The organism is Enterobacter sp. N5-15 (assembly GCF_057221635.1).
This window is the reverse complement of the sequence record NZ_CM170150.1, coordinates 4,656,971-4,677,434: the sequence shown is the minus strand read 5'-3', so window position 1 is coordinate 4,677,434 and position 20,464 is coordinate 4,656,971. Positions and strand designations below refer to the sequence as shown.

The following is a 20,464-nucleotide window of genomic DNA, read 5'->3' as shown; positions in this document are numbered from 1 at the left end:
GTCAGCGGCGATAAAGCACCTTAATGATATGGTAGCCAAATTTGGTTTTTACCGGGCCGTAGGGCTTCAGAAGCGGGCAGCTAAAGACCGCCTGATCGAACGGGCCGACCATCGCACCTTGTTGAAACTCGCCGAGATCACCGCCATTGCGCCCGGAAGGGCATTTAGAGTAACGCTTCGCCAGATGATCAAAGCTGATGCCGCGCTCCAGCTTGGCCAAGATCTCCTGAGCCAGTTTCTCTTCTTTTACCAGAATATGCAGGGCTGCTGCGGTCTTTTTCATGGTTCTGCTCTACGGGTTAAACGCGATTTCTCCACTTTATCATTAGCCGGTAAATCTGCGCCCGGCTTTCTGCTACAATCCACACCCCGTTCGAAGATTGAGCAACACTCCCATGCGTTTAAACCCTGGACAACAACAAGCGGTCGAATTCGTTACTGGACCATGCCTGGTGCTGGCAGGGGCCGGTTCGGGTAAAACCCGCGTGATCACCAACAAAATCGCCCATCTGATCCACAACTGCGGGTATCAGGCGCGACACATTGCGGCGGTCACTTTTACCAATAAAGCGGCGCGCGAGATGAAAGAGCGTGTCGGTCAGACGCTGGGCCGTAAAGAGGCGCGCGGCCTGATGATCTCCACCTTCCACACGCTGGGGCTGGATATCATCAAACGCGAGTATGCGGCGCTGGGAATGAAGTCCAACTTCTCGCTCTTTGATGATACCGATCAGGTGGCGCTGCTCAAAGAGCTCACCGAGGGGCTGATCGAAGATGATAAAGTGCTGTTGCAGCAGCTGATCTCGACGATCTCGAACTGGAAAAACGATCTGATGACGCCGGCCCAGGCCGCAGCGATCGCCAAAGGCGAACGGGATCGGATCTTCGCCCACTGCTACGGTCTGTACGATGCGCATATGAAAGCGTGTAACGTGCTGGACTTTGACGACCTGATCCTGCTGCCCACGCTGCTGCTGCAGCGCAATGAAGAAGTGCGCGAGCGCTGGCAGAATAAAATCCGCTACCTGCTGGTGGATGAATATCAGGACACCAACACCAGCCAGTACGAGTTGGTGAAGCTGCTGGTGGGGCAGCGCGCGCGTTTCACCGTGGTAGGCGACGACGACCAGTCGATTTACTCCTGGCGCGGTGCTCGCCCGCAAAACCTGGTGCTGCTGAGCAAAGATTTCCCCGCCCTGCAGGTGATTAAGCTGGAGCAGAACTACCGCTCCTCCGGGCGTATCCTGAAGGCAGCAAACATCCTGATTGCCAATAACCCGCACGTATTTGAGAAGCGTCTCTTCTCCGAACTGGGCTACGGCACGGAGCTGAAAGTGCTCAGCGCCAACAATGAGGATCATGAGGCGGAGCGCGTGACGGGCGAGCTCATCGCTCACCACTTCGTCAACAAAACCGAATATAAGGATTACGCGATCCTCTATCGCGGCAATCACCAGTCGCGCGTCTTTGAAAAGATGCTGATGCAGAACCGCATTCCGTACAAAATCTCGGGCGGCACGTCGTTCTTCTCACGACCAGAAATCAAAGATCTGCTGGCCTATCTGCGCGTGCTCACTAACCCGGATGACGACAGCGCGTTTCTGCGCATCGTGAATACGCCAAAGCGCGAGATTGGCCCGGCGACGCTGCAAAAGCTCGGCGAGTGGGCGATGACCCGCAACAAAAGTATGTTTACCGCCAGCTTCGACATGGGGCTGAGCCAGACGTTAACCGGACGCGGGTATGACTCGTTAACCCGCTTCACCCACTGGCTCGGCGAAGTGCAGCGTCTCGCGGAGCGCGAGCCGGTGGCGGCAGTGCGCGATCTCATTCACGGCATCGACTATGAGTCCTGGCTTTATGAAACCTCAGCCAGCCCGAAAGCGGCTGAGATGCGCATGAAAAACGTTAACCAGCTCTTCAGCTGGATGACCGAAATGCTGGAGGGCTCTGAAATCGACGAGCCGATGACCCTGACGCAGGTGGTCACCCGCTTTACCCTGCGCGACATGATGGAGCGCGGCGAGAGCGAAGAAGAGGCCGATCAGGTTCAGCTGATGACGCTGCATGCGTCCAAAGGGCTGGAGTTCCCGTATGTGTATCTGGTCGGCATGGAAGAGGGATTGTTGCCGCACCAGAGCAGCATTGATGAAGACAACGTCGACGAGGAGCGCCGCCTGGCCTACGTGGGGATCACCCGTGCGCAGAAAGAGCTGACGTTCACGCTGTGTAAAGAGCGCCGCCAGTATGGTGAACTGGTACGCCCGGAGCCGAGTCGTTTCCTGCTGGAACTGCCGCAGGATGACGTTATCTGGGAACAGGAGCGTAAAGTGATTACCGCAGAAGAGCGGATGCACAAGGGGCAGGCTAACGTGGCAAACATCCGCGCCATGCTGGCAAAAGCCAAAGAGAAAGGATAAGTCCGAAGGGCTTGTAGGCCGGGTAAGCGCAGCGCCACCCGGCATTTTTCACTCTCTTATTTTACTTCCAACACCCAGTGCACATAGCTCTGCCACTGGCACTCCTGCTCGATCATCTCGGCCCCTAACGGGTGACGATCAATCCAGTTCTCCGGCAGCGTCAGCGAAAGCTTCTCGTCATCGGCCACCAGATTAATGGCGGGCAGCAAATCATCGCGGCGGCGGCTGGCAAACAGGATCGCCAGACGCAGCAGGCGGCACATATGCTCGGCCACGCGCGGCGGTACGGCGTTTTGCTGATGCAAAGAGGAGAGATCGACGGCATTGGTCTGGTTCAGCAGCAGCGTTGCCAGCAATTTTTTCTGCGCGGGTGTATAGCCCGGTAAATCAAGGTTGCGGACCAGATACGCTGCGTGAGCCGGTGCCTGCTTAAAATCAATGCTCAGCCCCACTTCATGGAGCGCGCAGGCGCTCAGCAATAAATCCCGGCTCAGATGATCAAGATCCCAGACGTTAGCGACCCGATCGGCGAAGCGTGACGCCAGCTGCGATACGCGTCCTGCCTGATCGATATCAACCAGAAAACGACGCTGCACGTTGCGCAGGGTACGGCTGCGGATATCCTGATCGACCGACAGATGCAACATCCCGTAGACCAGACCTTCGCGCAGCGCGCCACCGGCCAGGGTCATACACTGGATGTTCAACTCGGTGAAAATGGCGATAAGAATGGCCAGCCCGCTCGGGAAGACCAGCGCGCGTTCCAGCGTCAGGCCTTCAATTTCCAGCTCTTCCAGGCGTCCGCACTGAATAGCGCGCTGTTTCAGCTGCTGAAGTTTGGCAAGCGTAATCCGCTCGTCCATTCCCTGCGCCATCATGATTTCCTGCAGAGCCTGCACGGTACCCGAGGCACCCACGCAGACTTTCCAGCCGTGATAGCGCAGCTCGTCCATCACCGGGCGTAACACTTCGCGCGCGGCGTTTTCTGCCTCGTCGAAGTTCTCTTTACCCAGGTTTCGATCGGTAAAGTAGCGCTCAAGCCAGGTCACGCAGCCCATCGACAGGCTGAACAGCGACGTTGCCTGCGCGCCGGTGCCGGTCACAAGCTCGGTACTGGCACCGCCAATATCCACTACCAGGCGACGGTCGTCACCCCCCGTGGTGTGTGCAACACCCTGATAAATCAGGCGAGCTTCTTCTTCACCGCTGATAACCTGAACCGGACAACCGAGAATTTCCTGCGCTCTGGCAATAAAATCCACGGCGTTAACCGCCAGGCGGAGTGTCGCAGTGGCGACCACGGTGATTTGGGCATGCGGGATATCCTGCAGACGCTCGGCAAAGAGTCGCAGACACTGCCAGCCACGTTCCATGGCTTCAGGTGAGAGGTGATTGTCACTGCTCAGGCCCGCCGCGAGGCGGACCTTGCGCTTGATGCGCATCAGCGTTTGTATGCTTCCCGCCACCTCGCGCACAACCAGCATATGAAAACTATTCGAACCGAGATCAATTGCCGCATAAAGCGAGGTGGAGCTGAGCATATTTTTTAACCTGAACGACGACGATTACGCGGTGCGCCGCCTGAACGACGCGGACCATTGCCGGAGCGCGGGCGGGTTAGACGCTTAGGCGGCGGCAGTTCGCTTAACAGCGCTTCCGGATTGTATTTGCTCTGCGGAATAGAGTGACCGATATAAGTCTCAATGGCTGGAAGATTCAGCGCATACTCTTCACACGCAAGGCTAATCGAGTGACCGCTTGCGCCCGCACGACCGGTACGACCGATACGGTGTACGTAGTCTTCGCAGTCGTCTGGCAGATCGTAGTTAAAGACGTGCGTCACGGCCGGAATGTGCAGACCACGAGCAGCAACGTCGGTTGCGACCAGAATATCGAGATCGCCACGGGTAAATTCTTCAAGAATACGCAGGCGTTTTTTCTGCGCCACGTCGCCGGTCAGCAGGCCAACACGGTGACCGTCTGCAGCCAGATGGCCCCAGATGTCTTCACAACGGTGTTTGGTGTTCGCGAAGATAATGGCGCGATCTGGCCACTCTTCTTCGATCAGCGTTTGCAGCAGACGCATTTTCTCTTCATTGGAAGGATAGAAGAGCTCTTCTTTAATGCGGTGACCCGTTTTCTGCTCAGGTTCCACTTCTACATATTCGGCGTTGTTCATCTGTTCGAACGCCAGTTCGCGAACGCGGTATGAGAGGGTTGCAGAGAACAGCATATTCAGACGCTGATTGGCCGGAGGCATACGGCGGAACAGCCAGCGGATATCTTTAATGAAGCCCAGATCGTACATGCGGTCAGCTTCATCGAGCACCACAACCTGGATTGCGCCGAGGTTGATGTGATTCTGTTTAGCGTAGTCGATAAGACGGCCGGTGGTACCGATCAGGATATCCACACCGCTTTCCAGCACTTTCAGCTGTTTATCGTAGCCGTCGCCGCCATAGGCCAGGCCAAGCTTCAGGCCGGTAGACTGCGCCAGGGGTTCAGCGTCTGCGTGGATCTGTACCGCCAGTTCTCGCGTCGGGGCCATAATTAGCGCGCGCGGCTGGTTAACTTTGCGGTCTGCAATCGCTGGGTGAGAAAGTAAATAATGAAACGTTGACGTTAAAAACGCCATCGTTTTGCCGGTACCGGTTTGCGCCTGCCCGGCAACATCGCGACCGGCCAGCGTCAGCGGCAGCGCGAGGGCCTGAATGGGCGTGCAGTTATGAAACCCTTTATTTTCAAGGGCTTCAATCACCTGCGGGTGCAGCGCGAAGTCGGAAAACTTCTGTTCTGTTAAATGTGTTTTGCTCATAGTGTGGTAGAATATCAGCTTACTATTGCTTTACGAAAGCGTATCCGGTGAAATAAAGTCAACCTTTAGTTGGTTAATGCGACATCAACACGTCGTTGGTGGAGACAAAACCAACGTACCAGGCTTATTCCTGTGGAGTTATATATGAGCGATAAAATTATTCACCTGACTGACGACAGTTTTGACACGGACGTACTTAAGGCTGACGGGCTGATCCTCGTCGATTTCTGGGCTGAATGGTGTGGTCCTTGCAAAATGATCGCCCCGATTCTGGATGAGATCGCCGACGAATATCAGGGCAAACTGACCGTTGCCAAGCTGAACATCGACCAGAACCCGGGCACCGCACCAAAATACGGTATCCGTGGCATTCCGACCCTGCTGCTGTTCAAAAACGGCGAAGTGGCGGCGACCAAAGTGGGCGCGCTGTCCAAAGGTCAACTGAAAGAGTTCCTGGACGCTAACCTGGCGTAAGGTTTCTCCGCTGTGCGTTCAGAGCTCCCGGCTAAATGATGTGGAACTCTGGACGCCCGGCTGAAGTCGTGCTAAGTTAGCTATGACTTCGTTTTAAACATATCTTGTTGTTTGAATCTTGTTTTACCCGATACTTCCCGTTGTTGACATCAACAGTGCGTGAAGTGGCTAAATTCCGGGCTTGTCACTCAATCCGTCTTGTCGTTTCAGTTCTGCGTTCTTTCCCTGTGACCAGACAGCGAACAGACATGAGTTGATGGCCGCTAAACAGGCATGGATGACCCTGCCATACCATTCACAACATTAAGTTCGAGAATCACCCCGAGTTTAAGAACCCACACCATTATGAATCTTACCGAATTAAAGAATACGCCGGTTTCTGAGCTGATCACTCTCGGCGAAAATATGGGGCTGGAAAACCAGGCTCGTATGCGCAAGCAGGACATCATTTTCGCCATCCTGAAGCAGCACGCTAAGAGTGGCGAAGATATCTTTGGCGACGGTGTGCTGGAGATATTGCAAGACGGATTTGGTTTCCTCCGCTCTGCAGACAGCTCCTACCTCGCCGGCCCTGACGACATCTACGTATCCCCTAGCCAAATCCGCCGTTTCAACCTCCGCACTGGTGACACCATTTCAGGTAAGATTCGTCCTCCTAAAGAGGGTGAACGCTACTTTGCGCTGTTGAAAGTTAACGAAGTTAACTACGACAAGCCGGAAAACTCGCGTAATAAGATCCTCTTTGAGAACTTAACGCCGCTGCACGCGAACTCTCGCCTGCGCATGGAGCGTGGTAACGGTTCTACCGAAGACTTAACCGCACGTGTTCTGGATCTGGCATCACCAATTGGTCGTGGCCAGCGTGGTCTGATTGTGGCACCGCCGAAAGCGGGTAAAACCATGCTGCTGCAGAACATCGCGCAGAGCATCGCCTACAACCACCCAGACTGCGTGCTGATGGTGCTGCTGATTGACGAACGTCCGGAAGAAGTGACCGAGATGCAGCGTCTGGTTAAAGGTGAAGTGGTTGCTTCTACCTTCGACGAGCCAGCCTCTCGCCACGTTCAGGTTGCGGAAATGGTTATCGAGAAGGCGAAACGCCTGGTTGAGCACAAGAAAGACGTGATCATCCTGCTCGACTCCATCACCCGTCTGGCGCGTGCCTACAACACCGTGGTGCCGGCGTCCGGTAAAGTGCTGACCGGTGGTGTGGATGCTAACGCCCTGCATCGTCCGAAACGCTTCTTTGGTGCTGCACGTAACGTGGAAGAGGGCGGCAGCCTGACCATCATCGCGACGGCGCTGATCGATACCGGTTCAAAAATGGACGAAGTGATTTACGAAGAATTTAAAGGTACAGGCAACATGGAACTGCACCTCTCTCGTAAAATCGCTGAAAAACGCGTCTTCCCGGCTATCGACTACAACCGTTCCGGTACCCGTAAAGAAGAGCTGCTCACCACGCAGGAAGAGCTGCAGAAAATGTGGATCCTGCGCAAAATCATCCATCCAATGGGTGAAATTGACGCGATGGAGTTCCTCATTAACAAACTGGCGATGACCAAAACCAACGACGATTTCTTCGACATGATGAAACGCTCGTAACGCAAATAAAGCCAGCAAACGCCACGTTTTTACGTGGCGTTTTTCATTTTTGGACTATACGCTAGTACCATCTACTCCCAATTTTGACCGGTCGGTGCGACAATAGGGCCGTTTGTGCAGCTAAAGAAATAATTGATTGAAAAATATACAAAGGGAGTTGTAAGAAGCCATCTTTATTACTTCTGAGGCTGTGGCTTCATGGTTATACTTCCGGGACTAACATTTGTTGAGAGCAATCCATTGTGAATCTATTCACCGCCGTTACTGAACTGATCAGTATTTTTTTATTCACAACCTGTTTTTTGTTCATTGCGCGCAAGGTGGCAAAACGAATAGGGTTGGTGGATAAGCCTAATTTTCGTAAACGCCATCAGGGACTTATTCCTTTAGTCGGCGGGATTTCTGTTTACGCAGGGATTTGCTTCACGTTTGGTATTGCCGATTATTATATCCCGCATGCCGCCCTCTACATTGCCTGTGCCGGTGTACTGGTGTTAGTCGGGGCCCTTGATGACCGGTTCGATATCGCGGTGAAAATACGCGCCACCGTTCAGGCGGGCATTGGCGTGGTGATGATGGTTGTGGGCGGACTGTATCTGCGAAGCCTCGGCTATGTGTTCGGCCCCTGGGAATTAGTTCTGGGCCCATTTGGCTTCTTCCTGACACTCTTTGCCGTCTGGGCGGCAATCAATGCTTTCAACATGGTGGATGGCATCGACGGCCTGCTCGGTGGGTTGTCATCCGTCTCGTTCGCCGCTATCGGCATTATTTTATGGTTTGATGGCCAGTACAGTCTGGCAATGTGGTGTTTCGCCATGATTGCCGCCATTCTGCCTTATATCCTCTTAAACCTCGGAGTGCTGGGCCGCCGCTATAAAGTCTTTATGGGAGATGCGGGCAGTACGCTGATTGGTTTTACGGTTATCTGGATCCTGCTTGAAACCACACAGGGTCAAACCCATCCGATAAGTCCCGTAACAGCGCTGTGGATTATTGCCATCCCATTAATGGATATGGTGGCGATTATGTACCGCCGCCTGCGCAAAGGGATGAGTCCTTTCTCTCCCGACCGCCAACACATTCATCATCTCATTATGCGCGCGGGTTTTACTTCTCGTCAGGCATTTGTGCTGATTACGCTTGCCGCCGCTATTTTGGCCGCGATTGGTGTAGCTGCAGAATATTCTCATATTATTCCTGAATGGGTTATGTTGGCATTATTCTTGCTGGCATTTTTCCTGTACGGCTACTGCATTAAGCGCGCATGGAAAGTAGCGCGATTTATTAAACGTCTTAAACGCAGGATGCGTCGTAACAGTGGCAAAAATACAACATTAACTAAGTAAAACCGGGACTATGATGACTCAACCGTTGGCGGGAGCGAAATCAGTGGTAACTGAGAATGAACTGGATATTCGGGGTTTGTTTCGCGTGTTATGGGCAGGCAAACTTTGGATTGCGGGGATCGCGCTGGGGTTTGCACTGTTAGCGCTGGCCTATACGTTCTTTGCAAAACAAGAGTGGAGCGCCACGGCAATCACAGACAGGCCAACGGTTAATATGCTTGGGGGATACTATTCCCAGCAGCAATTCCTGCGAAACCTGGACATCAAAGCCAGTCTTGCAACGCCAGACCAGGCCTCCGTTATGGATGAAGCCTATAAAGAGTTTGTGATGCAGCTGGCTTCGTGGGATACCCGCCGCGACTTCTGGTCCCAGACGGATTACTACAAGCAGCGCCGGGTTGATAACACCAAAGCCGATGCCGCCCTGCTGGACGATCTGATTAACAATATTCAGTTCATGCCGGGCGACGCGCTGCGTAACGTCAACGACAGCGTCAAGCTGATTGCAGAAACCGCGCCGGATGCCAACAACCTGTTGCGTCAGTACGTCGCATTTGCCAGCCAGCGTGCCGCAAGCCATCTTAACGAAGAGCTTAAAGGTGCCTGGGCGGCTCGTACCATCCAGATGAAAGCGCAGGTGAAACGTCAGGAAGAGGTGGCGAATACCATTTTCGGTCGCCGCGTGCATAACATTGAGCAGGCGCTGAAAATTGCGGAACAGCACAATATTTCCCGTACTGAGACGGACGTGCCGGCTGATGAACTGCCTGACTCTGAAATGTTCCTTCTTGGTCGCCCTATGCTGCAGGCGCGTCTGGAAAACCTGAAGGCCGTTGGGCCTGATTTTGACCTCGATTACGATCAAAATCGCGCGATGCTCAATACGCTTAATGTCGGTCCATCCCTGGACCCGCGTTTTCAGACCTATCGTTATTTGCGAACGCCTGAAGAACCTGTAAAACGCGATAGTCCGCGTCGTGCATTCCTGATGATTATGTGGGGGATTGTAGGCGCACTGACGGGCGCTGGCGTGGCGTTAACGCGTCGTCGCAAAAACTAAGAACGCCGTCTACGATGAAGGCTGCGGCCTTCATCGCCTAATCGAAGAGAATCGATGTGAAAGTACTTACCGTATTTGGCACCAGGCCGGAGGCCATTAAGATGGCACCTCTGGTTCATGCGCTGGCCAGCGATCCTGATATTGAAGCGAAAGTCTGCGTCACGGCCCAACACCGTGAGATGCTCGATCAGGTTTTAACGCTCTTCTCCATCGTCCCGGATTACGACCTTAATATTATGAAGCCGGGACAAGGGCTAACGGAGATAACCTGTCGCATTCTGCAAGAGCTTAAGCCGATCCTGGAGTCATTCAAACCTGACGTGGTGCTGGTACACGGTGACACCACCACTACCGTGGCGACAAGCCTGGCCGCGTTTTACCAGCGAATTCCCGTGGGGCATGTTGAGGCGGGTCTGCGTACCGGCAATCTTTATTCGCCGTGGCCGGAAGAGGCCAACCGCACGTTAACGGGTCATCTGGCGATGTACCACTTTGCGCCAACGGAAAACTCCCGTCAGAACCTGCTGCGTGAAAATATCGCCGATAACAAAATCTTTGTGACCGGCAATACGGTCATTGACGCGTTAATTTGGGTACGTGACCGCGTCCTGGCAAATAGCGATCTTCAGAAAGAACTCGCTGCCCGCTATCCGTTCCTTCACAACGGCAAAAAAACCATTCTGGTCACTGGCCACCGACGCGAAAGTTTTGGCCGGGGTTTTGAGCAAATCTGCCATGCGCTGGCTGAAATCGCCGCGCAGAACGACGATGTGCAAATTGTCTATCCAGTACACCTTAACCCTAACGTCAGCGAGCCGGTTAACCGCATCCTGGGCCACGTCGAAAACGTTCTGCTGATCGAACCGCAGGACTACATGCCGTTTGTCTGGCTGATGAACCATGCCTGGCTGATCCTCACCGATTCCGGCGGAATTCAGGAAGAAGCGCCATCCCTCGGCAAACCGGTGCTGGTGATGCGCGAAACGACCGAACGTCCGGAAGCCGTCAAGGCCGGTACGGTGCGTCTGGTCGGCACCAACGCACAGCTGATCGTCGAAGAGGTCACGCGCCTGCTGCACGACGATGAAGCGTATCAGGCGATGAGCCGGGCCCACAATCCGTATGGAGACGGGCAGGCTTGTGGTCGTATTTTGCATGCACTTAAACACAATCGGGTATCGCTATGAGTTTTACTACCATCTCTGTCATTGGTCTTGGCTACATTGGCTTGCCCACCGCGGCGGCGTTTGCCTCTCGTCAAAAACAGGTTGTCGGTGTGGATATCAACGCACGCGCGGTGGAAACCATCAACCGTGGCGAAATTCATATTGTGGAACCCGATCTTGACCGCGTGGTGAAAGAGGCGGTAGAGGGGGGCTTCCTGCGTGCCAGCACGACCCCAGTTGAAGCGGATGCCTACCTGATTGCCGTCCCTACCCCGTTTAAAGGCGACCACGAGCCCGACATGGCGTTCGTCGAGGCGGCGGCAAAATCCATCGCACCTGTGCTGAAGAAAGGGGCGCTGGTGATCCTGGAATCGACCTCTCCGGTCGGTGCTACCGAGCAGATGGCACAGTGGCTGGCCGACGCGCGCCCTGATTTAAGCTTCCCGCAGCAGGCGGGTGAGCAGGCAGATATCAACATCGCCTACTGTCCGGAGCGCGTCCTGCCGGGCCAGGTCATGGTCGAACTGATTAAAAACGACCGCGTCATTGGCGGTATGACGCCCGTCTGTTCCGAACGTGCCAGCGCGCTGTACAAGATTTTCCTGGAAGGCGAGTGTGTGGTGACCAACTCCCGCACCGCCGAGATGTGCAAGCTGACGGAAAACAGCTTCCGCGACGTCAATATCGCCTTTGCGAACGAACTGTCGCTGATCTGCGCCGATCAGGGGATTAACGTCTGGGAGCTGATTAGCCTGGCGAATCGCCATCCGCGTGTAAACATTCTCCAGCCAGGCCCGGGCGTGGGCGGACACTGTATCGCCGTCGATCCGTGGTTTATCGTGGCGCAGAATCCGGCGCAGGCGCGTCTGATTCGCACCGCGCGTGAAGTGAACGACAGCAAGCCTCACTGGGTGCTCAATCAGGTTAAAGCGACGGTAGCGGATTGCCTGACAGAGAGCGGCAAGCGCGCCAGCGAGCTGAAAATTGCCTGCTTTGGTCTGGCATTTAAACCCAATATTGACGATCTGCGTGAAAGCCCGGCGATGGAAATTGCCGAGATGATTGCCGAATGGCACAAGGGGGAAACGCTGGTGGTTGAGCCGAATATTCATGAATTACCGGCAAAACTGGCGGGGCACTGCACGCTGACGGCGCTGGGCGATGCGCTGGCGACGGCGGACGTGCTGGTGCTGCTGGTGGATCATAAAGAGTTTAAAGCGACGTCCGGTGATGCCGTTCGTCAGCAGTATATTGTGGATACCAAAGGTGTCTGGCGTTGAATAGCCTGAATGGGGTGCTCGAGTCCCTGCAGTGGGAGAGCGCCTTTTTCGGCCTGCCGTCGGCCATCGTGCGTCTGCGCGATGACGCGCCGGTGCTGGCTGAATCGGATTTTATCGCCTGGCAACGGGTGCAGGCGAAGATCCCTGCGGAGCGTGCCGATCTGCTTGACGCGCTCCAGCAGCATGGCTTTCAGCTGGTTGAAGGTGAGGTTGATCTTTCCATTACCCTCACCCGGCACGATGCGTCCGGCGCGGAAATTGCAAAGGATCGGGACATCCCCGTGCTGCGTCAGATGGCGACCCGGGCGTTTGCGCAGAGCCGCTTTCGTGCGCCCTGGTATGCACCTGACGATAGCGGGCGTTTCTATGCCCAGTGGATAGAGAATGCGGTCAAAGGCACCTTTGACCACGTCTGCCTGGTTTTCCGTGCAGGGGACGGTCAAATCCAGGGGTTCGTCTCACTGCGCAAGCTCAACGATCGCGAGGCGCGCATTGGCTTATTAGCCGGACGCGGCATGGGTGAGAAACTCATGCAGGCGGCGCTGCACTGGGCGCAGCAGCAGCAGCTTGTGACGCTGCGGGTTGCGACCCAACTGGGCAACACCGCCGCGCTTAAACGTTATATTGCGAGTGGTGCCAACATCGACGCCACCGCCTACTGGTTATACAGGTGACAAGATGATTCCATTTAACGCACCACCCGTTGTCGGAACTGAACTCGACTATATGCAGTCTGCCATGGGCAGCGGCAAACTCTGTGGTGACGGCGGTTTTACCCGTCGCTGTCAGCAGTGGATGGAACAGCGTTTTCGCAGCGCCAAAGTGCTGCTGACCCCGTCCTGTACGGCATCGCTGGAAATGGCGGCACTGCTGCTGGATATCCAGCCCGGTGATGAAGTGATTATGCCGAGCTATACCTTCGTTTCCACCGCGAACGCCTTTGTGCTGCGCGGAGCGAAAATCGTCTTTGTGGATATCCGCCCGGATACCATGAACATTGATGAGACGCTGATTGAAGCGGCGATCACTGACAAAACGCGCGCGATCGTGCCGGTTCACTACGCGGGCGTGGCCTGTGAAATGGACACCATCATGGCCATCGCCAAAAAACATAATCTGTTTGTGGTGGAAGATGCCGCGCAGGGCGTGATGTCCACCTACAAGGGACGTGCGCTGGGCACTATCGGCCACATTGGCTGCTTTAGCTTCCACGAAACCAAAAACTACACGGCGGGTGGAGAAGGTGGCGCGACGCTGATTAACGACCGGGCCCTCGTGGAGCGGGCGGAAGTGATCCGCGAAAAAGGCACCAACCGCAGCCAGTTCTTCCGGGGGCAGGTAGACAAATACACCTGGCGCGATATCGGCTCCAGCTATCTGATGGCGGATCTGCAGGCGGCGTACCTGTGGGCGCAGCTGGAAGCGGCGGAACGTATCAACCTTCAGCGTCTTTCCCTGTGGCAAACGTATTACGATGCGCTTGAGCCTCTGGCCAAAGCCGGGCGTATTGAACTGCCGACCATCCCGGCAGATTGCGTCCACAATGCGCATATGTTCTACATCAAGCTGCGCGATAACGACGACCGCGGCGAGCTTATCGCCTGGCTGAAAGAGGCCGAGATTATGGCGGTGTTCCACTATATCCCTCTGCACTCCAGCCCGGCCGGAGAAGCGTTTGGCACGTTCGCGGGTGAAGATCGTTACACCACGAAAGAAAGTGAGCGTCTGCTTCGCCTGCCACTGTTCTACAACCTCGCGCCTGTTAACCAGCGTACGGTGATTAATACCCTTCTGAGTTATTTCGGCTGATATGTCTCTGGCAAAAGCATCGGTGTGGACCGCCGCGTCCACGCTTGTAAAAATTGGCGCCGGGCTGCTGGTCGTCAAGCTGCTGGCCGTCTCATTTGGCCCCTCAGGCGTGGGGCTGGCGGGTAATTTCCGCCAGCTTGTCACCGTCCTTGGGGTGCTGGCCGGTGCCGGTATCTTCAACGGCGTGACCAAATACGTTGCGCAGTATCACGATGATGCGGCTCAGCTGCGCAGAGTGGTAGGCACCTCTTCGGCGATGGTCACGGGTTTTTCGACCCTGATGGCGATGATATTTCTGCTGGCGGCGGCGCCCATCAGCCAGGGGTTGTTCGGGCACACCCATTACCAGGGGCTGGTGCGTTTGGTCGCGCTGGTTCAGATGGGCATTGCCTGGGCTAACCTGCTGCTGGCGCTGATGAAAGGGTTTCGTGATGCTGCCGGTAACGCGCTTGCCTTAATCCTGGGCAGCGTCATCGGCGTGATTGCCTATTACTTCTGCTTTCGCCTGGGCGGCTATGAAGGCGCACTGCTGGGGCTGGCGCTGGTCCCGGCGCTGGTTGTTGTGCCAGCGGCGTTTATGCTGATGCGTCGGGGCGTCATCCCTCTGAGCTACCTGAAACCTCAATGGGACACGATGATTGCCAGCCAGCTGGGTAAATTTACCCTGATGGCGCTCATCACCTCCGTCACGCTGCCGGTGGCCTACGTGATGATGCGAAACCTGCTGGCGGCGCATTATAGCTGGGATGAAGTGGGGATCTGGCAGGGCGTAAGCAGTATTTCCGACGCCTATCTCCAGTTTATTACGGCTTCCTTTAGCGTTTACCTGCTGCCAACCTTATCGCGTCTGACGTCCAGACAGGATATTACCCGTGAGATTTTCCGTTCGCTGCGCTTTGTGTTGCCGGCCGTCGCGGCGGCCAGCTTTACCGTCTGGTTACTGCGCGATGTTGCTATCTGGCTACTGTTCTCGGCGAAGTTCACCGCCATGCGCGATCTCTTTGCCTGGCAGCTGGTGGGTGATGTGCTGAAAGTGGGTGCTTACGTTTTCGGCTATCTGGTGATTGCAAAAGCGTCCCTGCGGCTGTATATCCTGGCGGAAATTAGCCAGTTTGCGTTACTGACAGCATTTTCACACTGGCTGATACCCGCGCACGGTGCACTGGGGGCGGCTCAGGCCTACATGGCAACCTATATCGTTTATTTCGCCGCCTGTTGCGGCGTATTTTTATTGTGGCGTAAACGCGCATGACTGCACTGATTCACATCCTGGGATCGGATATCCCACACCATAACCAGACCGTTTTACGGTTCTTCAACGACGAGCTGGCATCGGGTAATCCTGATGCGCGTGAGTTTATGGTTGCAGGTCAGGATAAGGGCCTGAGCGCAGCATTTCCGGCGCTAACTGTTCGCTTCTGGCCGGATAAGGCCGCGCTGGCGAAGGCGGTTGTTGCCAAAGCCAAAGCGGATCGTAAGCAACGTTTCTTTTTCCACGGGCAGTTCAATACCGGCCTGTGGCTGGCGCTGCTCAGCGGGGGCATTAAACCCTCCCAGTGCAGCTGGCATATCTGGGGAGCCGATCTCTACGAAGTCTCCCGCGGCTGGAAATTCCGTCTTTTCTATCCGCTGCGCCGCATGGCGCAGGGGCGCGTAGGCTGCGTGTTTGCCACTCGTGGCGATCTCAACTATTTTGCTAAGCAGCACCCGAACGTGCGCGGAGAATTACTCTATTTCCCAACCCGCATGGATCCGGCGCTGAACGCCATGGCGAATGACGCGGTGCGTGAAGGCAAGCTAACGATCCTGGTGGGGAATTCCGGCGATCGCAGTAACGAACACGTCGCGGCGCTCAGGGCGGTGCATCAGCAGTTCGGCGACACGGTGAACGTGGTGGTGCCGATGGGCTATCCCGCCAACAACGACGCCTATATTGATAAGGTTCGCCAACAGGGACTTGCGCTGTTTAGTACAGAAAATCTGCACATCCTCAGCGATAAGCTGGAATTTGATGAGTATCTTGCGCTGCTGAGAAAATGCGATCTTGGCTATTTCATCTTTGCCCGACAGCAGGGAATCGGCACGCTGTGTCTGCTGATTCAGGCGGGTGTACCGTGCGTGCTCAACCGCGACAACCCGTTCTGGCAGGACATGGCCGAGCAGCATATTCCGGTGCTGTTTACCTCTGACACGCTGAATGTCGAGGCGGTACGGGAAGCCCAACGCCAGCTCACGCTGGTGGATAAAAATAGCATCGATTTTTTCAGCCCGAATTATCTCACGCCGTGGCATCGCGCGCTGCGTATCGCTTCAGGAGACAAAGCATGAGTCAGTTGCAATTCAGCGGCTTACTGGTTGTCTGGCTTCTGAGCACCCTGTTTATCGCCACGCTTACCTGGTTTGAGTTCCGCCGGGTGCGCTTCAACTTTAACGTGTTCTTCTCGTTACTGTTTCTGCTGACCTTCTTTTTCGGCTTCCCGCTCACCAGCATTCTGGTCTTCCGTTTTGACGTGAGCGTCGCGCCGCCGGAAATCCTGCTCCAGGCGCTTCTGGCGGCGACCTGCTTCTATGCGGTCTACTACGTCACCTATAAAACGCGTCTGCGTTCAGCGCAGGCTGCAGCCCCGCGTCGGGCGCTTTTTACCATGAATCGGCTGGAGACCCACCTGACGTGGGTGATGCTGATGACCATCGCCCTGGTCAGCGTCGGTATCTTCTTCATGCACAACGGCTTCCTGCTGTTTAAGCTCCACTCTTACAGCCAGATTTTTTCGGCAGAAGTCTCGGGCGTGGCGCTTAAGCGTTTCTTCTACTTCTTCATTCCGGCGATGCTGGTGATCTTTTTCCTGCGTCAGGACAGCAAAGCGTGGCTGTGCTTCCTGGTCAGCACCGTCGCGTTTGGCATTCTGACCTACATGATTGTGGGCGGTACGCGCGCGAACATTATTATCGCCTTCGCTATCTTCCTGTTTATCGGCATCATCCGCGGCTGGATCTCGCTGTGGATGCTGGTTGCGGCAGGGGTGTTTGGCATTGTGGGGATGTTCTGGCTGGCGCTGAAGCGCTACGGGATGAACGTGGCGGGCGATGAGGCGTTTTACACGTTCCTCTACCTGACGCGCGATACCTTCTCGCCGTGGGAAAACCTGGCATTGCTGCTGCAAAACTACGACAAGATTGATTTCCAGGGGCTGGCACCGATTGTTCGCGACTTCTACGTCTTTATCCCTTCCTGGCTATGGCCGGACCGGCCTGGCGTGGTGCTTAACACGGCAAATTACTTTACCTGGGAAGTGCTGAATAACCATTCCGGTCTGGCAATCTCGCCAACGCTGATTGGTTCCCTGGTGGTGATGGGAGGGGCGTGGTTCATACTCCCCGGGGCGGTTGCCGTGGGGCTGATTATCAAGTGGTTCGACTGGCTTTACGTGCGTGGCAACGAAGAGACCAACCGCTACAAAGCCGCCATTTTGCACAGTTTCTGCTTTGGTGCCATTTTCAATATGATCGTTCTGGCGCGCGAAGGGCTGGACTCGTTCGTGTCGCGCGTGGTGTTTTTCATGGTCGTGTTCGGCGTCTGCCTGTTACTGGCCAAACTGCTGTACTGGCTGTTTGACAGCGCAGGGCTTGTGCACAAGCGCGAGCGGCAGGGCAGCACAACGCTGTCGCAAGTCTGAGTAAGGATAGTAATGACTGATAAAATTTCTGCACCGCGCTATGCGCTACGTGGCCTGCAGCTTATCGGCTGGCGCGACATGCAGCACGCGCTGGACTTTCTGTTCGCCGACGGCCAGATGAAATCCGGTACGCTGGTGGCCATCAACGCGGAAAAAATGCTGGCGGTTGAGGATAATGCGGAAGTCAAAAGCCTGATTGAAGCGGCTGAATTTAAATACGCGGACGGGATCAGCGTGGTCCGCTCTATCCGTAAAAAGTATCCTGACGCTAATGTTTCCCGCGTGGCGGGGGCCGATCTCTGGGAGCGGCTTATGGCCCGCGCAGGTGCGCAGGGCACGCCCGTGTTCCTGATTGGCGGTAAGCCGGAGATACTGGCCCAGACGGAGGAGAAACTGCGTCGTCAATGGAATGTTAATATTGTCGGCAGCCAGGATGGTTACTTCAAGCCGGAAGATCGGCAGGCTCTGTTTGAGCGCGTTCGTGACAGCGGGGCGAAAATTGTCACCGTGGCGATGGGGTCCCCGCGCCAGGAGATCCTGATGCGCGACTGCCGTCTGGTCTGTCCGGATGCCCTCTACATGGGCGTCGGCGGCACGTATGACGTCTTTACCGGCCACGTTAAGCGTGCGCCCAAGGTCTGGCAAAATCTGGGGTTGGAGTGGCTGTACCGGCTGCTATCGCAACCGACGCGCATTAAACGACAGATCCGTCTGCTTCGCTACCTCGCCTGGCATTACACCGGGAAAATGTAATCAAAATGTAGCGCGATATGCTATTCGCGCTGCAACTCGCCTGCAAAACTGCTGATAATCTGTGCAATGCATTCATTTTTTTAATGCATCGTTTGCCATTTGGCAGATTTTAAGAAACCATTCGCTCCGTATTTTAGTACCCCTAAAAAACAATACCCGGTCTTAAGCCGGGAAACAGCAAACACAATCGAGGATCTATGGCAGAGAAAAAACCGGAGCTACAGCGTGGGCTGGAAGCTCGTCATATTGAACTGATAGCGCTGGGCGGCACTATCGGCGTGGGCCTGTTTATGGGCTCCGCAAGTACGCTCAAATGGGCAGGCCCTTCCGTATTACTGGCGTATATTATCGCCGGGCTGTTTGTTTTCTTCATTATGCGTTCCATGGGCGAAATGCTCTTCCTGGAGCCGGTAACCGGCTCCTTCGCCGTATACGCGCATCGTTATATGAGCCCGTTCTTCGGCTACCTGACGGCCTGGTCATACTGGTTTATGTGGATGGCGGTGGGCATCTCTGAGATCACCGCGATAGGGGTTTACGTCCAGTTCTGGTTCCCGGACATGGTCCAGTGGATACCCGCGCTCATTGCCGTGGGGCTGGTGGCGCTGGCAAACCTGGCCGCCGTGCGCCTTTACGGTGAAATTGAGTTCTGGTTCGCAATGATCAAAGTCACCACGATTATCGTGATGATTGTCGTCGGCCTGGGCGTGATTTTCTTCGGCTTTGGCAACGGTGGACACGCTATCGGCTTCGGCAACCTGACCGAAAACGGTGGCTTCTTCGCCGGCGGCTGGAAGGGCTTCCTGACGGCGCTGTGTATCGTTGTGGCCTCGTATCAGGGCGTGGAGCTGATCGGTATTACCGCCGGTGAAGCGAAAAACCCGCAGGTCACGCTGCGTAGCGCAGTAGGCAAAGTGCTGTGGCGTATCCTGATTTTCTATGTGGGCGCGATCTTCGTCATCGTGACCATCTTCCCGTGGAACGAAATTGGCACGACCGGTAGCCCGTTTGTATTAACCTTCGCCAAAATTGGTATCACGGCGGCGGCGGGTATCATCAACTTTGTGGTCCTGACGGCAGCGTTGTCAGGCTGTAACAGTGGGATGTACAGCTGCGGGCGTATGCTCTATGCGCTCTCGAAGAACAACCAGCTGCCTGCGGCAATGAGCAAAGTCTCACGTGCCGGGGTGCCGGTGGCGGGGGTGGCGGTCTCCATAGTGATCCTGCTGATTGGCTCTTGCCTGAATTACATCATTCCTAACCCGCAGCGCGTGTTCGTTTACGTCTACAGCGCCAGCGTACTGCCGGGCATGGTGCCGTGGTTTGTCATCCTCATCAGCCAGCTGCGTTTCCGCCAGGCGCATAAAAAGGCGATTGAAAGCCATCCGTTCCGCTCAATTCTGTTCCCCTATGCGAACTATTTGACGATGGCGTTCCTGATTTGCGTATTAATCGGGATGTACTTTAATGAAGATACCCGCATGTCGCTGTTTGTCGGGGTGATCTTCCTTGCGGCTGTAACGGCTGCATATAAGCTTTTTGGCCTGGGCCGCCGTGCTACCACGCAGAAAGTGGAGGAATAAGCGGCAAAATGTGCAAACCATAACCAAACGCGCATTTTTTTCAAAAAAGCACTAGACAGCGGGGACGGAGGTACGTAATATCCAGCCCCGCAACGGCGCTAAGCGCCCGTAGCTCAGCTGGATAGAGCGCTGCCCTCCGGAGGCAGAGGTCTCAGGTTCGAATCCTGTCGGGCGCACCATTTACCCGGTGCTGGAGCTGCGGTGGTCTGAGAAGTAGTCAGTACCGCGTGAGTTAAGAATACAGTGGTGGCTATAGCTCAGTTGGTAGAGCCCTGGATTGTGATTCCAGTTGTCGTGGGTTCGAATCCCATTAGCCACCCCATTATTTGAAAGAGTTGTGAATTGCGAAGGTGGCGGAATTGGTAGACGCGCTAGCTTCAGGTGTTAGTGTCCTTTGGATGTGGGGGTTCGAGTCCCCCCCCTCGCACCACGACTTTTTAAATGAATTGAACTAAAAATTCAAAAAAGCAGTACAT

17 protein-coding genes and 3 tRNA genes are annotated in these 20,464 nt (G+C 55.2%); 17 read left to right on the top strand and 3 right to left on the bottom strand.

What is annotated here, in order from left to right; genetic code table 11:
• Position 1: 1 nt before the first annotated feature.
• On the bottom strand, positions 2 to 283 hold the full coding sequence (ppiC, locus tag AC2TE5_RS22165; protein ID WP_004886860.1) for a peptidylprolyl isomerase PpiC: 282 nt from the start codon (positions 281 to 283) through the stop codon (positions 2 to 4).
• A gap of 112 nt (positions 284 to 395) precedes the next feature.
• On the opposite strand from ppiC, the gene rep reads away from it, so the two are divergent.
• Positions 396 to 2,420 carry a DNA helicase Rep gene (rep, locus tag AC2TE5_RS22160; protein WP_032646096.1) on the top strand — a complete coding sequence of 675 codons (2,025 nt, stop codon included), beginning with the start codon at positions 396 to 398 and terminating at the stop codon, positions 2,418 to 2,420.
• 56 nt (positions 2,421 to 2,476) lie between these two features.
• On the opposite strand, the gene gppA is transcribed toward rep, so the two are convergent.
• Together gppA and rhlB are read right to left on the bottom strand one after the other, a co-directional pair.
• On the bottom strand, positions 2,477 to 3,961 hold the full coding sequence (gene gppA, locus AC2TE5_RS22155) for a guanosine-5'-triphosphate,3'-diphosphate diphosphatase (protein WP_484612378.1): 1,485 nt from the start codon (positions 3,959 to 3,961) through the stop codon (positions 2,477 to 2,479).
• 5 nt (positions 3,962 to 3,966) lie between these two features.
• The gene (gene rhlB / locus AC2TE5_RS22150; protein WP_484612377.1) at positions 3,967 to 5,235 is read right to left on the bottom strand and encodes an ATP-dependent RNA helicase RhlB; all 1,269 of its coding nucleotides are present in this window, start codon (positions 5,233 to 5,235) and stop codon (positions 3,967 to 3,969) included.
• Between the two features lie 144 nt (positions 5,236 to 5,379).
• Between rhlB and trxA the strand changes: the two genes are divergently transcribed.
• The 16 genes from trxA (at position 5,380) to AC2TE5_RS22070 (ending at position 20,418) form a co-directional block, all read left to right on the top strand.
• Complete coding sequence (gene trxA, locus AC2TE5_RS22145; RefSeq protein ID WP_006179218.1) at positions 5,380 to 5,709, top strand: thioredoxin TrxA; 330 nt, start codon at positions 5,380 to 5,382, stop codon at positions 5,707 to 5,709.
• Positions 5,710 to 6,054: 345 nt separating this feature from the next.
• On the top strand, positions 6,055 to 7,314 hold the full coding sequence (gene rho / locus AC2TE5_RS22140) for a transcription termination factor Rho (protein ID WP_001054528.1): 1,260 nt from the start codon (positions 6,055 to 6,057) through the stop codon (positions 7,312 to 7,314).
• A gap of 242 nt (positions 7,315 to 7,556) precedes the next feature.
• A complete protein-coding gene (gene wecA / locus AC2TE5_RS22135) occupies positions 7,557 to 8,660 on the top strand; it encodes a UDP-N-acetylglucosamine--undecaprenyl-phosphate N-acetylglucosaminephosphotransferase (RefSeq protein ID WP_024907962.1) in 1,104 nt (367 codons plus the stop codon).
• 13 nt (positions 8,661 to 8,673) lie between these two features.
• Positions 8,674 to 9,720, top strand: coding sequence for an ECA polysaccharide chain length modulation protein (wzzE, locus tag AC2TE5_RS22130; RefSeq protein WP_213330342.1), 1,047 nt, complete (start codon positions 8,674 to 8,676; stop codon positions 9,718 to 9,720).
• Between the two features lie 56 nt (positions 9,721 to 9,776).
• Positions 9,777 to 10,907 carry a non-hydrolyzing UDP-N-acetylglucosamine 2-epimerase gene (gene wecB / locus AC2TE5_RS22125; RefSeq protein ID WP_121423335.1) on the top strand — a complete coding sequence of 377 codons (1,131 nt, stop codon included), beginning with the start codon at positions 9,777 to 9,779 and terminating at the stop codon, positions 10,905 to 10,907.
• Positions 10,904 to 12,166 carry a UDP-N-acetyl-D-mannosamine dehydrogenase gene (gene wecC, locus AC2TE5_RS22120; protein ID WP_484612376.1) on the top strand — a complete coding sequence of 421 codons (1,263 nt, stop codon included), beginning with the start codon at positions 10,904 to 10,906 and terminating at the stop codon, positions 12,164 to 12,166. Before wecB ends, wecC begins: the two co-directional genes overlap by 4 nt.
• The gene (gene rffC, locus AC2TE5_RS22115) at positions 12,163 to 12,840 is read left to right on the top strand and encodes a dTDP-4-amino-4,6-dideoxy-D-galactose acyltransferase (RefSeq protein ID WP_484612375.1); all 678 of its coding nucleotides are present in this window, start codon (positions 12,163 to 12,165) and stop codon (positions 12,838 to 12,840) included. Before wecC ends, rffC begins: the two co-directional genes overlap by 4 nt.
• A gap of 4 nt (positions 12,841 to 12,844) precedes the next feature.
• Positions 12,845 to 13,975: a dTDP-4-amino-4,6-dideoxygalactose transaminase gene (rffA, locus tag AC2TE5_RS22110; protein ID WP_047646990.1), complete on the top strand. Its 1,131-nt coding sequence runs from the start codon at positions 12,845 to 12,847 to the stop codon at positions 13,973 to 13,975.
• Between the two features lies 1 nt (position 13,976).
• Positions 13,977 to 15,227 carry a lipid III flippase WzxE gene (wzxE, locus tag AC2TE5_RS22105; RefSeq protein ID WP_257259615.1) on the top strand — a complete coding sequence of 417 codons (1,251 nt, stop codon included), beginning with the start codon at positions 13,977 to 13,979 and terminating at the stop codon, positions 15,225 to 15,227.
• Positions 15,224 to 16,303: a TDP-N-acetylfucosamine:lipid II N-acetylfucosaminyltransferase gene (locus tag AC2TE5_RS22100; protein WP_484612374.1), complete on the top strand. Its 1,080-nt coding sequence runs from the start codon at positions 15,224 to 15,226 to the stop codon at positions 16,301 to 16,303. Before wzxE ends, AC2TE5_RS22100 begins: the two co-directional genes overlap by 4 nt.
• The gene (gene wzyE, locus AC2TE5_RS22095) at positions 16,300 to 17,652 is read left to right on the top strand and encodes an ECA oligosaccharide polymerase (protein WP_484612373.1); all 1,353 of its coding nucleotides are present in this window, start codon (positions 16,300 to 16,302) and stop codon (positions 17,650 to 17,652) included. Before AC2TE5_RS22100 ends, wzyE begins: the two co-directional genes overlap by 4 nt.
• 12 nt (positions 17,653 to 17,664) lie before the next feature.
• Positions 17,665 to 18,405: a lipopolysaccharide N-acetylmannosaminouronosyltransferase gene (gene wecG / locus AC2TE5_RS22090; RefSeq protein ID WP_484612372.1), complete on the top strand. Its 741-nt coding sequence runs from the start codon at positions 17,665 to 17,667 to the stop codon at positions 18,403 to 18,405.
• A 197-nt stretch (positions 18,406 to 18,602) separates the two neighbouring features.
• Positions 18,603 to 19,988, top strand: coding sequence for a bifunctional threonine/serine APC transporter ThrP (thrP, locus tag AC2TE5_RS22085; protein ID WP_213330354.1), 1,386 nt, complete (start codon positions 18,603 to 18,605; stop codon positions 19,986 to 19,988).
• A 102-nt stretch (positions 19,989 to 20,090) separates the two neighbouring features.
• Positions 20,091 to 20,167 (top strand) — tRNA-Arg (locus AC2TE5_RS22080).
• A 67-nt stretch (positions 20,168 to 20,234) separates the two neighbouring features.
• Positions 20,235 to 20,310 (top strand) — tRNA-His (locus tag AC2TE5_RS22075).
• Positions 20,311 to 20,332: 22 nt separating this feature from the next.
• Positions 20,333 to 20,418: transfer RNA gene (locus tag AC2TE5_RS22070), tRNA-Leu, on the top strand.
• Positions 20,419 to 20,464 lie beyond the last annotated feature (46 nt).